11 protein-coding genes are annotated in these 12747 nt (G+C 72.0%); 6 read left to right on the forward strand and 5 right to left on the reverse strand.

The features are described 5' to 3' along the window. Positions 1 to 192: 192 nt before the first annotated feature. A complete protein-coding gene (locus AB0O53_RS22720; RefSeq protein WP_403142858.1) occupies positions 193 to 681 on the reverse strand; it encodes a hypothetical protein in 489 nt (162 codons plus the stop codon). A gap of 293 nt (positions 682 to 974) precedes the next feature. Between AB0O53_RS22720 and AB0O53_RS22725 the strand changes: the two genes are divergently transcribed. Next, positions 975 to 2942, forward strand: a complete 1968-nt coding sequence (locus AB0O53_RS22725) for an ATP-binding protein (protein WP_435886667.1) — start codon at positions 975 to 977, stop codon at positions 2940 to 2942. A gap of 65 nt (positions 2943 to 3007) precedes the next feature. On the opposite strand, the gene hemC is transcribed toward AB0O53_RS22725, so the two are convergent. Continuing rightward, on the reverse strand, positions 3008 to 3940 hold the full coding sequence (gene hemC / locus AB0O53_RS22730; protein WP_365197797.1) for a hydroxymethylbilane synthase: 933 nt from the start codon (positions 3938 to 3940) through the stop codon (positions 3008 to 3010). Between the two features lie 369 nt (positions 3941 to 4309). On the opposite strand from hemC, the gene AB0O53_RS22735 reads away from it, so the two are divergent. From AB0O53_RS22735 to AB0O53_RS22750, 4 genes are all read left to right on the forward strand, one after another. Beyond that, entirely contained in the window at positions 4310 to 5020 is a 711-nt protein-coding gene (locus tag AB0O53_RS22735; RefSeq protein WP_365197799.1) for a response regulator transcription factor, read from the forward strand. Further along, positions 5017 to 6375, forward strand: a complete 1359-nt coding sequence (locus AB0O53_RS22740) for a sensor histidine kinase (protein WP_350997583.1) — start codon at positions 5017 to 5019, stop codon at positions 6373 to 6375. Before AB0O53_RS22735 ends, AB0O53_RS22740 begins: the two co-directional genes overlap by 4 nt. A 261-nt stretch (positions 6376 to 6636) precedes the next feature. Then, complete coding sequence (locus AB0O53_RS22745; protein ID WP_365197802.1) at positions 6637 to 7482, forward strand: endo alpha-1,4 polygalactosaminidase; 846 nt, start codon at positions 6637 to 6639, stop codon at positions 7480 to 7482. Between the two features lie 306 nt (positions 7483 to 7788). Next, positions 7789 to 8490, forward strand: a complete 702-nt coding sequence (locus AB0O53_RS22750) for a M24 family metallopeptidase (protein ID WP_351001917.1) — start codon at positions 7789 to 7791, stop codon at positions 8488 to 8490. Between the two features lie 11 nt (positions 8491 to 8501). Here AB0O53_RS22750 and AB0O53_RS22755 read toward each other — a convergent pair whose 3' ends face one another. The 3 genes from AB0O53_RS22755 to AB0O53_RS22765 are packed head-to-tail and all read right to left on the reverse strand — an operon-like array spanning position 8502 to position 11186. After that, complete coding sequence (locus AB0O53_RS22755) at positions 8502 to 8888, reverse strand: excalibur calcium-binding domain-containing protein (RefSeq protein WP_351001915.1); 387 nt, start codon at positions 8886 to 8888, stop codon at positions 8502 to 8504. Positions 8889 to 8892: 4 nt separating this feature from the next. Then, positions 8893 to 10563 carry a prepilin-type N-terminal cleavage/methylation domain-containing protein gene (locus AB0O53_RS22760; RefSeq protein WP_365197806.1) on the reverse strand — a complete coding sequence of 557 codons (1671 nt, stop codon included), beginning with the start codon at positions 10561 to 10563 and terminating at the stop codon, positions 8893 to 8895. Further along, positions 10560 to 11186 carry a hypothetical protein gene (locus tag AB0O53_RS22765; protein WP_351001912.1) on the reverse strand — a complete coding sequence of 209 codons (627 nt, stop codon included), beginning with the start codon at positions 11184 to 11186 and terminating at the stop codon, positions 10560 to 10562. The genes AB0O53_RS22760 and AB0O53_RS22765 overlap by 4 nt, the downstream gene beginning before the upstream one ends. Positions 11187 to 11483: 297 nt before the next feature. Here AB0O53_RS22765 and AB0O53_RS22770 point away from each other — a divergent pair, with 297 nt between their 5' ends. Further along, on the forward strand, positions 11484 to 12713 hold the full coding sequence (locus tag AB0O53_RS22770; protein ID WP_365197809.1) for a type 2 periplasmic-binding domain-containing protein: 1230 nt from the start codon (positions 11484 to 11486) through the stop codon (positions 12711 to 12713). The last annotated feature ends 34 nt before the right edge of the window (positions 12714 to 12747 follow it).

Consider the following 12747-nt stretch of genomic DNA (forward strand, 5'->3'; position numbering starts at 1 on the left):
CAGTACGTCGCCGTCGCGGTGAGGACGACCCCTCGGTCGCCCCGCAGGACCGGCAAGGGAGAAGGGATGGACCTGACCATGATCGTAGGGGCTGCGGTCCCGGCGGTCCGTGGAAAGACCAGACGCAGGGCCCGCCCGGCCCGAGCAGCCTGCGCTGCTCGTCGATCCAGCCCTCACAGCACTGTGGCAGTGTCAGGCTGTGTGCTTATGGATCACGCCGAGGTAGAGGCGTTCACGATCGGGCACCTCTTCGCCCCGGCGGGGCGTGAAGAACACCGCGCAGACGTTGGCGGGTTGGGTGAGGATGCTGGCTTGCTGTCCGAACGTGAGGCGGTCGTTGACGTCATGGCGGCAGTCGACTGCATCAAGGCCGGCGATCAGGTCTTCTCGGAGCACTGTGGACGGGTAGGACTCCGAGTCCGGCAGGACCAGGGGCGGCAACGTGGCCGTCGTGCCCGGCCGGAGACTGATGGAGATTCCGCTTACCAGGCGTTGGGTGATGGACAGCTTCAGGCCGTTCCAGGCGTAGGGGTAGCCGTCAATGTCCGGTCTCATCCGGATGGCGGGGTGCGGGCGTCCTGGGCCCAGGAGACTCTCGGCCTCGGCCAGCGGCATCCCGCAGTGAAGCGGGCCGATACGGCCGGTCCGGGCGAAGTCGACGAGCACGTTCATCAAGGTCACGGCAGTGACTCTGGCATCTTCTCGTGCTGACACGCACCTGGATATGCCGGCAGCGGTGTCTCAGTCGCGGGGGCTCAGATCTGCCGCAAACGCAGACGTCAGGGCAACGGCCGTGCACGGCGGGCGTGTTCCGGCGCGCGGGTGGGTCCTTGCAGCGAGTGGCGCTCGTGTGCGGCGTCCGGCTTCCGCGGTTACGGTTCTGCGGTTCCGTGCCCGAGAATGGCGGCGTGGACAGTTGGATTCCGCCGGTGCAAGGTTCCTTCGTAGGGCGAACGGGTGAGGTTGCCGAGCTGATGGCCGGGCTGCGGACGCACCGCCTGGTCACCTTGGTCGGGGGTGGTGGTGTCGGCAAGTCCCGGCTGGCCGCCCATACGGCAGGGTGCGCGCCCGATCAGCCGTACGACGCCGTGTACTGGGCGCCGTTGTGGTCGTTGTCCGGCCGGCCGCTGTTCGCGGCCGCGGTGGCGGACGCCTGCGGGCTCACCGATCATTCGACCCGGGATCCGGGTGAGGCACTCGGCGCCTGGATCGGCGGGAGCCGCGTCCTGCTCGTGCTGGACTCCTGCGAACACGTGCGGGAGGAGTGCGCCGCGCTCGTGGAGGCGCTGCTGGCCCGCTGCCCCCGCCTGGTGGTACTCGCCACCAGCCGTGAGCCCTTGGGGGTGTGGGGTGAACGGGTCCAGAGGGTGGGCCCGTTGGACCCCGAGACCGACGGGCTGGAGCTGTTCACCGAACGGGCCGACGCTGTCGGGGTGCGGTGGACGAGGCAGGCGGACAGGGCGGCGGCGGTTGCCGTGTGCCGGTGGCTGGAGGGCGTGCCGCTGGCTCTGGAACTGGCCGCCGGGCTGCTCGGAGAGCACGGTGTGGGTGAACTGGCTGCGGGCCTGGGCCGGCGGCTGGAGCTGGGCGGGAGCCGCGAGATATCGGTGGGTCCGGCGCGGCACCGGGCTCTGGTGACCACCATCGGCTGGAGCCACGAGCTGTGCAGTCCCGCCGAACGCCTGTTATGGGCGCGGATGTCGGTCTTCCGCTCCGACCCCGCGCCGGAGGCCGTGCTCGATGTGTGCGGCGGGGCGCCACTGGGGCCGGCGGCGCTCGGCGGAGCCCTGGCCGGGTTGCAGGACAAGAGCATCGTGACCGTCCGGGAGGGCCGGGTGCGGATGCTGGACACCGTCCGCGAGTACGGTGCGATGTGGCTCGCGGAGATCGGCGAGAGCGACGCCGTGGCCGACCGGCACGCCGGCTACTTCAGCCGTGCGACGGCCGCCGCCGACGAAGCGTGGTGGGGGCGGGGACAGCGGCGGGCCTACGCGGGGCTCGCCCGCTCCCACGACGATCTCTGCGCGGCACTGGAGCACCTGCTGCTGGCGGACCCCGAGGAGGCCATGGCGATGGCCGGCCGGCTGGGGTTCTTCTGGGCGTGCTGCGGCCATCTGCACGAGGCGGGCCACTACCTGGACGAGTTCCTGCAGCTGGTGACGGCTCCGGCAGCGGTCCAGGCCAAGGCGCTGTGGTCCTTGGGTGTGGTGCGCTGCCTGCAGGGGAGTTACGACGTGGCGCAGCGGCTGAGCCGGGAGGCGAGGGTGGTCGCCGAGGTGGCCGGGGAGGGGGCGCTGGTCGCGGACGCGGCGTATCTGCACGGTCTGGTGCTGCTCCTGCGCGGCAAGCCGCTGACGGCCCTCCACGAAGCGGACCGGGTGCTGTCGGCCTCGATCGCCGGTTCCGCCTCGGGCGCCCGCTGCCGGCTGCTGCGGGTGTTCGGCCTGACCGGATCGGGGTTCCTGGCCCAGGCGCGTACCGAGGCGGAGGCGCTGCGGGCGGACTCGGTGGCCGTGGGTGAGTACTGGGCCCGCTCCTACGCGGACTACCAGCTGGCGGTGATCGCGCTCCACGAGGAGCGGGCGGCCGACGCCGCAGGACACGCCCGGTCGATGCTGCGCGCCAAGCAGGCGATCGGGGACTCCTTCGGTCTCGCCCTGGGGCTTGACCTGCTGGCGGTGGCCTTCGCCGACCAGGGCCGGGGTGAGCTGTCGGCCGGTGCGTACGGGCTCGGGCACCGGTTCTGGCAGATGGTGGGCCATCCGCAGCGCGGCACGCCCGAGTTGGGTGCGCTGCGGGAGCAGGGTGAGCGGTCGGCCCGTACGCAGGCCGGCGATGCGGCCTACGACAGGGCGTACGGGCAGGCCACGAAGGCGGACCCCCACCGGATGCTGGACGCCATGCTCGCCGACCCCATCGACGGACGTACCCGCAGAACGTAGCGCCGGGGGTGGGCGGGCCCGGGTCCGGCCAGGTCGGGCCGGGTCGGGCCGGCCGGGCCGCCGGGTCAGTGGGGGATGCTGTCGATGACCTCGCGGGCGCCCTGACGCAGGAGGGCGACGGCGACGGAGGTGCCGAGGGTGGCGGGGTCGAGGCGGCCGGCCCACTCGTGGGCGTTGAGGACGGTCTTGCCGTCGGGGGTGAACACCGAGGCCCGCAGGGACAGGTCTCCGCTGCGTTCCGCGCGCGCGTAGCCGGCGATGGGGCTGTTGCAGTGGCCTTGGAGGACGTGCAGGAGCATGCGTTCGGCGAGGGTTTCGCGGTGGGTGTCGGGGTGACCGAGGGCGCTGACGGTGTCGATGAGGTCGGTGTCGTCCTGGCGGCACTGGAGGGCGAGGGTGCCCGCTCCGATGGGCGGCATGAGGGTGTCGGTGGAGATGACCTCGGTGATGGCGTCCGACCGGCCGATGCGGTGCAGGCCGGAGACGGCCAGGAGGAGTGCGTCGGCGTCGCCGCGGGCCAGCTTGTCGAGGCGGGAGTTCGCGTTGCCACGGATCGGTACGCACGTCAGGTGCGGGTGGGAGGCGGCGAGCTGGGCGGTCCGGCGCACGGAGGAGGTCCCGATGCGGGTGCCGGGCGGCAGCCGGTCGAGGGTGAGCCCGTCGGGGTGGACGAGGGCGTCGCGGATGTCGTCGCGCTCCAGGAACGCGGCGAAGGTGGTCCCGGCCGGGAGCGGCCGGTCGGCCGGGACGTCCTTGACGCAGTGGACGGCGAGGTCGGCGTCACCCGCGAGGATGGCCGCGTCCACCTCCTTGGTGAAGGCGCACTTGCCCTCCACCTGGGCGAGGTCGCCCATCCACCGGTCGCCGGTGGTCTTCACCGGCAGGACGGTGGTCGTGATCCCGGGGTGGAGGGCGGCGAGCTCGGCACGGACGCGTTCCACCTGGGCCAGGGCCATCGGCGAGTCGCGGGAGACGATACGGATCAGTTCAGCGGGCACAGAGGCACGATACGCCTCTGCGGCCGCGCCGCGACCACTCCCCCGACGTGCAACGCAGCTGCTTCGCACGGCAGTTGGAGGCTTCGGGAGGGTGTTCGAAGAAGCGTTCCGCTCGCACCTGACGGCCTTCGGGCTCGATCCACGGGCCTCCGGGCGACGGGCCGCGGTCGCGTCGGCACGGGCGCGGATCCGGTCCGCCGAGGTGCTCGACCGTCCCGGGCGGACCCGGGGCCTTGAGCACGTTCCGCTCGCCCGAGGCGGGGGCCCCGGACCGGCACGGGCGGACCGCCGTGACGCCGGACGGTAAAGCGTTGGCCATGGCTTGTTTACTATGTCCTCCCGTTCAGCGCGAACAAGGGCGGACTGCACATGCGCGTACTCCTGGTCGAGGACGAACCCGACCTCCGCGAGGTCGTGGCGGCCGGCCTCAAGGCCGCCGGCTACGCGGTCGACGCTGTCCACGACTGGCCGGAGGCGGACTTCCTGCTCGACCTGAACGCCTACGACTGCGTCGTCCTGGACCGCATGCTGCCCTCCGGGGACACCCTCCCCGCTCTGGAGGAGCGGCGCCGCTCCGGGTGGACGACCCCCGTGCTCTGCCTCACCGCCCTGCACACCGTCTCCGACCGGGTCGCCGGCTTCCACTCCGGCGCCGACGACTACCTCCCCAAGCCCTTCGCCATGGAGGAGCTCGTGATGCGGGTCGGCAGCCTGGCCCGGCGCGCGGGGGACCGGCTCCCCGTCCACCTCCGCCACGCCGACCTGGAGCTGGACGCGGCCCGCCGCGAGGTGCGACGGGACGGGATCCTGCTCACCCTGACCCACAAGGAGTACGCCGTCCTGCGGCACCTGCTCGTCCACCGGGAGACGGTGGTCACCCGTGCCGCACTCGTCGAGCACTGCTGGGACGAGATGGCCGACCCCGTCTCGAACGTCGTCGACGCCGTCATGGCCGGCCTGCGGCGCAAGCTCGGTCCGCCGCCGCTGATCCGCACCGTCCGCGGCCACGGCTTCCTGCTCGGCGGCGACAGCGAGAGCAACGGCGAGGGCGCCGACGCCGACGGCCGGGGACCCCGGTGACGCGCTCCGTCCCGGCACCCGGCCCGGCTCCCGGGCGGGCCGGACGTCGGCGGTCGCCGGCCCACCGGCGGCTGCGCCGGCTCCAGCTCCGGCTGACCCTCGCCTACACCCTCATCACCCTGGCCGGTGTCAGCGCCCTGTCCTGGATGGTGATCCGCACCGACGAGCGCTCCTGGCGCGCCGCCGCGTACGACGAGATGGACCAGCGCGCCGCCGTGAGCACCTCGCTCATCTACTACACGGACGCCGGCCTCCAGCTCGACGGCCTCCACGACGACGAGCACACCCGCGGCACCCCCCGCGTACGGGTGCTGCACGCGGCGCCCGGCGACGCCCTGCGCCTGGTCTTCACCTCCCCGGGACCGGCCGACCCCGCCCTGGGCGAGGACCGGCTGACCGCGCTCGCCCGCACCGCGATGGACCGCGACGACACGGTGCGGGCCGAGGAACCGGACTCCCGCGGCGCCACCGCCTACCTGCTGGCCCGGCCCTTCCACCACGACGAGACGCAGGAGGTGCGTGGTGCGGTCGTGGTGGTCGGGGACCCGTCCCAGTGGATGGCCGAGCACCGCCGGCTGGCCACCTCCGTCCTCGTCGGAGCCGGGTTGCTCACCGCCCTGGCCGCCGCGACGGGCCACCTGCTGTCCGGCCGGAGCCTGCGCCCGGCCTGGCAGTCGCTGGAGGCGCAGGAGCGGGTGCTCGCCGACGCCGCCCACGAGCTGCGGACCCCGGTCGCGGTCATGCGCAGCTCGGTCGACATCGCGGGCACCGATCCGCGCGGCCTCGACCCGCACCTGCCGCGCATCCGCCGGGCCACCGAGCGCCTGACGGACGTCGTCGAGAACGTGCTCACCCGCGGCCGCCTCCAGGCCGCCGGACCGGACCTGCGCGCCGTCCCCCTGCGGCTCGACCAGCTGGTCGAGCAGGCCTGCGAGGAACTGGCGGCCGGCCCGCACGTGGTGACCACCTCCCTCGACGCTTCCGTCGTCACCGCCGACCCCGCGCTCGTCCGCATCGCCGTCCGCAACCTCCTGGACAACGCGCTGCGCCACGGCCGCACCCCGGGGCCCGGGCCCGCCGCCGGCCTCGCCGAGGTGCACGTCATGGTCCGCGGCGCGACCGTGGCCGTTGCCGACCGCGGCCCGGGCATCGCGGCCGCCGACCTGCCCGACCTGACGGAACGCTTCCGCTCCCCGGGCGGTGGCACCGGCATCGGCCTGTCCCTGGTCCGTGAGATCGCCGCGGCGCACGGCGGCGGCCTCACGGCCGACCTCCGCCCCGGCGGGGGCACCCTGGTCCGCCTCTCGCTGGCCCCCGGCGAGACGGGCCCCGCACACGCCTCCGGAACGGTGTGACCCGTCGGCCCGCCCGCACCGCCGGCACGGCGTGACGTCTCGGCCCGCCCACACCGCCGGAACGACCTAACCGCTCGGCCCGCCCACACCGCCGGCACGGTCTGACCCCTGGGACGGAGCCCCGCCCGGTCCGGCCCGGCACCGCTCCCGGATACCGCCTGATCGGCGAAGCCGCCGGGGGCACCACCCGCGCCTCATCGATTCCTCACGATCACTCCCGCAGGATGCGAACACCCCATCGCACCTCGCACAGGAGAACGCGTGCCGAAGCACTCCCCCACACCCTTCCTGCGCCGCAAGGCCACTCTGGCCGCAGCGGCCGCAGGCGTCGCCGTCGCCGTAGGAGCGGGCCTGATGCTCTCCCAGGCCTCCGCCGGCCAGGCCGCCGCCCCGCGCCTGCCCGCGGCGAACATGTCCTTCGACTACCAGATCGGCGCCCCCTACACACTGCCCAAGGGCGTGCGCGCGGTCTCCCGCGACCGCTCCGCCCCGCCCGCCGCCGGGCTGTACAACGTCTGCTACATCAACGCCTTCCAGGCCCAACCCGACGCCCTGGACTGGTGGCAGAAGAACCACCCCGACCTCGTCCTGCGCGACTCCGCCCGGCGCCCGGTCGTCGACGAGGACTGGGGCGAGGCCCTCCTCGACACCTCGACGGCCGACAAGCGCACCCGGCTCGCGAAGGTCGTCGGCGACTGGATCACCGGCTGTGCCCGCAGCGGCTACCAGGCCGTCGAGCCGGACAACCTGGACTCCTTCTCGCGCTCGGGCGGACGGCTGACGAAGGCGCACAACGCCGCCTTCGCGAAGATGCTCGCCGACCGCGCCCACGCCGCGGGCCTCGCCATCGGCCAGAAGAACACCGCCGAGCTGCTCCCCGACCGGGCGAAGATCGGTTTCGACTTCGCCGTCGCCGAGGAGTGCGGCCAGTACGACGAGTGCGGCGACTTCGCGAAGGCCTACGCGAACCGCGTGTTCGTCATCGAGTACCAGAACTCCGGTTACAACAAGGCCTGCTCCGCCTGGGGCTCCAAGCTCGCCATCGTCCAGCGCGACCTGGACGTGTCGGCCCCCGGCTCCAAGGCCTACCGCCACCGCACCTGCTGACCCACCGCGGGGACGCAGCTCCCGCCCCCGCCCCTGCCACCGCCCCCGACGGGGCGGGGGCAGGGGCGGGAGGTCATCCCCGGCAGCCCGGTCGTGGTCGCGCGCACCGGCCCTCGTACGACGGACCAGCACGGGCGGTCGGTAGCGGCCGAGCGCTGGATGATCCACCGGTGATGCCGCGCAGGCACCCGCTGTTAGGTTCGCCCAGGCGGTCAGGGCTCCTCCCTGAGCGCCGGTCGGTCACCACCCCAGCTCGCGGGCCCGGCAGCGAGCGGCGCGGGCACGGGCTGACAGCGAGGACACACGATGGCGACGTTGGACCGGACGGACGTGGGGCTGCGCGCCCTGCACCTGCTGGAGGGCCAGCGCATGGCGCAGCGCCTGTTCGCGCACGTGCTCGACACTCAGGTGATCAAGCCGGGCCGCAGCGAGGAAGAAGTCGACAACCGGATCGCCCTGATCGCCCGCGAGGTGTTCGGCGTACGGGCGGGCCGGGTCCGCCGCAGGTTCGTACGGTCGTGGCCGAACACCGTGGTGGGCGGCTCGTGGCCGGAACGGGTGATCGGCGCACAGGACCTGGTCGTACTGGACTTCGAGTCGCTGTTGGCCCCGTACGAGACGGGCTTCGCCCGGACCGTGGCCCTCGGTGACGCTCCCGTGCGCCGGCGCCTCGTGCACGATCTGACCGCCGTGGCCACCGGGGCCCGGGATGCCTTCCGGGCCGACGGTTCCATCACCGGCCGCGAGCTGTACGCGAAGGTCCGCGCCCTGGCGGCCAGGGCCGGCCGGAGCCTGGCCGCCCGGCATTGCGGTCGGCTGACCGGTACCGCGCCCGCCCCGCACGCGGAGGCGACACGGCCGGAGGTGTTCATCTGTGCGGAGAACGACCGGCCCCTGCGCCGGACGCTGGAGCAGGGGTGTCGGGCCCACTGGATCCTCCAGATCCACCTTGCGGACGAGCACCGTGGGCACGCCGTCGTACACACGGAACTGCTCGACCTCGTCTGACCGCACCGTCGCTACGTCGGCGGCGGTTTGATCGGCTCGATGATCGGCGCGCCGTCCACGTCGGTCATGAAGTCCCGGTGGACCGGCTTCTTGTCCGTCGGACCGGGGCGGTTCGGACACGCGATGCCGTCGCCGTCCCGGTCGAGTCCGTTGGGGTCGAGCGCGTCGGCGCGCAGCACCGCTTGCGCGTCCGCCTGGGCCTTGAACGCTTCGCAGTCGACCACGTGCCCCTTGTGCACGTACGGAGAGACATCGAAGGTGGGCTCGGCGGGGCCATGGCCGGCGCACGCGGCGAGCGTGATCGCCACGATCACACCGACCGCCGCGCCCGCGGTGCGACGACCCGGCCGTAGCCCGTGGCTCCGGCTCTCGTGGTGGTTGCGCGGCTGGTCCGCCATGGTCCTACTCCGCTCCTGTCCGGAACACCTCGACCGTCTTGTTCGCCGGATCGATCGCGTACAGCTTGCCCGTGGTGTCGTTCACGGCCAGCGACCCGAAGTGGCGAGGGGCGCCGAGCGCAGCTTGCGTCAGCATCACGGTGCCGTCGGTCACCCCGATGCCGCCCGGTGCGGCGCCGTCCGCGTAATAGCGCGGTACGAAAACCCTGTTGAAGTTCTTCAGCACGGCGACCTTGTGTGCCGGATTGGCGAGCGCAGTCGAGACTTCGCAGGCCGGCGCCTCGTTCTTGGCCTCCGCCCCCTCGATGCGCAAGAGGCGACCCCCGGATTTGGGGCATTCCGGCAGGTCCGAGCTGCCCTTGGAGAAGAGGTAGACCGACGCCGCCGAGGGACTGTAGACCGCGAAGAGGTGACCGTAGGTCGATCCCGGCTCTTCATCGATCGCCGTGGAACTGCCGTTGTCGGGGTTGATGACGATCGTCGTCCCGACGTTCCTCCGTCCATTGGTACCGGTCGGGTCCAGAACACACCTGGAGGCAAACAGGTAGACGAGGTTGCGGTTCGGATCGAGGACCGTCGCGCCTCTGACGGTGTTGGGGATGAGGTGTCCGTAGTTGCTGACGCTGCAGGCCGTTGCCTTCGTCTCGAGCTCCGCCACGAGCCGGGCCTCATGAGTCTGTGTCGAGATGCCGTAGAGGCCGCTGTGGGGACTCGTTCCGAGGCCGGTACCCGACTTCGCGAAGTACACCATGTGCCGCGCGGGGTCGAAGGTGAACTCCATGCCGACGGCTGCGGCCGCGATTCCCGCACCGGGCAGGGGGATCCGCGTCGCCGACGAGGCACCGGACGGGATGTAGGAGACCACCGAGTTGCCTCCGACGCCTCCGCCGACGTAGACGTCGCCGTTCTCGGGCGAGACGGCCAGACCGCTGACGGCCACCGGGAACGCGACGCGGGTCACTTGATTGCCGCCCGCCGTGTCGATGACCGCGACGCTGTCGTTGCCGCCGACGTAGACGTGGCCCGTACCGGAGTTGACCGCGATCCGGGTCGGGTTCGACACGGCGCCGGAGAGGTCGATCGGAGTGCCGATCGGTTCGTCGGTCTTGCCGTCGATCACGGTCACGGTGCTGCCGACGCTGCCGGCGTTGGACACGACGTACACGCGATCGGCCTTCTCGTCGACCGCGAGGTCGGTCGCATTGGCGCCGACCGCGATCGGCTTCGCCGTGTGCTGCGTCGGCGAGTTGTCGTACAGCGTGAAGGACGACTTCGCGCCCCGGCCGCACTTGCTCTCCTGACCGACCGCCACCATGTTGTAGACCGGTTCGCCGGTCAGCAGCCCGTCCGCCTTGAGGTCATCGATCGTCCCGTAGTGTCCGTGCTTCGCGCAGTAGGCCTCTTCCGCCGTGCGCAGCGTGGCCGCGTCCGCTGCGACCGCCTCCTTGCGACCCTTGTCGCCGATGCCCCGGACGGAGAACACCACGATGGCCGCGAGGACGCCCAGGATCACGATGACCACGAGCAACTCGATGAGTGTGAAGCCGTCCTGACGTCTGGTGCGCAGGGGGAACAGGCGATGATCCGGTGTCATGACAGTCGGGGTTTCCTTCGATCGATGGGTCACGTCCGGCCCGTGCACCCGCGCACGCCGGTGCCGCGTCACGGTGTTCACCGTCGGACGGGCTTGACGTCCTTGGGGCCCGGCAGGTCCGGGCACGCGATGCCCTTGCCTTCGCCGTCGAGGCGATTGGGGTCGGCCGGTGCGAAGCGCAGGACGGCCTGCGCGTCGGCCTGGCTGGCGAAGTCCGGGCAGTCGTAGGCGTCGTTGCCGTAGCGCAGGAAGTAGCGGGCGTTGAAGGCTCGCTCCGGCTGGGGGCACAGTGCGCTCCGGGTGTCGCCCGCAGCGCAGGTGAACCGCTGGGCGACCTGTGGAACCGGTTCGGTGTCGCGCGGTTCCGGCAGTCCGCGACATGCGACGCCGCCTCCGCCGTCGAGGCGGTTCGGATCGCCGGGGTCGGCCCGCAGCACCGCCTGGGCATCCGCCTGAGTGGCGAAGTTGATGCAGTCGAAGGCGTCGCCGTGCGTGGCGTACTCCTGCGCTTCGAAGCCCTTGTTGTTCGGGCACAGCACGGAGCGCGGGGTGCCCGGCGTACACAGTTCGCGATCGGGCCGCTGGGCCCGGGCGGCCGGGTCCGACCCGCCGCGTACCCACATCACCACGCCCAGCACCACCGCGACCACCGCGAGAACCAGCGCACCCCGCCTGATCGCGCGCGAGCCCGACCGTCTGCTCAACCGTGCCATACCACGCCTCTGCCCATCGTGCCGTCAGCCTCTTGCCTGCCTCGCGCAGTGGGTCGAAGTGACGCACCCACCAGGCCCGTTGCAGTCCGGATGGGTGCATTACATCCACCGCGAGCACGGTTGTCAACGATTGACTACCGGGCTCCGGCGTGAGCACCATCTAGGCGCGTGCGGCACGTTCACGCCGGAAACCCCGCAGATGCCCATGGGTTTCCGGAATTCGCCCGACCCCACCAGCACGGTGCCCGTCCGGCGGCCGCCGCCAACCAGATCGACAAGGAGTAGCAGATGCAAACAAGATTCGGTCGCGCTCGAAGCGGTCCGAAGTCGGCCCGCACCGCGCTGCGCCGGGTGCGCAACGCCTTCGCGGTGGGTGCCCTCGCGACGGCGCTGATCACCGCCACGGCCCCGGCGGCGTCCGCGACGACGAACTCGGAGGTGGGCGTCGCGAACAACATGTACCCCGCCCTGAAGGACATGCGGAGCCACATCGCGACGCTCAAGTCGTTCACGCCGTTCACGGCGAACCCTGCATCGCAGGTCGGCGGGTTCTGGAACAAGCCCGCCATCGACACGTCGACGATGCGGGGGATCACCTCGGGCAGCCTGCGCCAGCAGCTGAAGAGCGCCGGCCCCTACACCACGTGCAACCCCTCGTCGTCGAACAACTGCGTCGACGGTCCGTTGCACATCGACGCGTTCCTCTCGGCCGACGCGACCAACGTGGACGCCGTCATCCCGACCTCGGACGGCGGCACGTGCACGGCGAGCGGGAGCGTCGAGTGCAACGGCGACGTCACCAGCAGGCACCTCGTGGCGATCGGGCGCCTGGCGATCTACAGCTGCAACGGCAGCTGGGCGGGCTCGACCAAGGGCGACGACCCGTCCAACGCCGCCAGTCCCCCGCTGGCGCTCGGCGCGGACGCCAATGGCAGCGGCAACGGCAAGGCGCAGTCGCCCCGGTGTGACGCGTCGCCGGTCTCCGGCGGGGCGCCCACGACGATCCCGGCCGTGGTGACCTGGCTCGGGACGAGCGGGAACCGGATCGCGGTCGCCGACCCGGCTTCCGCCCCGTTCGGTGCGGCGTCCAAGCAGGCGCTGGTGCAGAACGGCTTCACCTGGACCGACAGCGGGCCGGGCCAGAACGTGTTCCGGGGAAGCGCCTGCGACAGCGCGGGCACCGCGTGCAAGGTGCGCCTGGAATCCGGGATCAGCCAGGTGCGCGGCGCGGTGACGGCGAACGCCGGCGGGAACACCCAGCTCGGTCTCGTCGCCAAGTCGAACGTGGTGAACGTGAGCTGGACGTCGAGTTCACTGAACGGCACCACGGCCAATGACCCCAACACCTGGACCGAGGTCAATCCGAGCGCGTACTCCGGCTACGGGGACATCGAGCAGTACGGCGTCGCCCTGAACGGCGGGAACGCCGGCGCGGCGGCCGTCTGGAGCGACCTCTTCGCGAGCGACTGGGACTACGACTTCACCATCCAGGGGACCCTCGCCGCCTACGGCTACTAGGCCGTTCCGGAACCCCGGGGGGCGGACCGTCGGC

Source organism: Streptomyces erythrochromogenes, from assembly GCF_040684695.1.
GTDB lineage: Bacteria > Actinomycetota > Actinomycetes > Streptomycetales > Streptomycetaceae > Streptomyces > Streptomyces erythrochromogenes_C.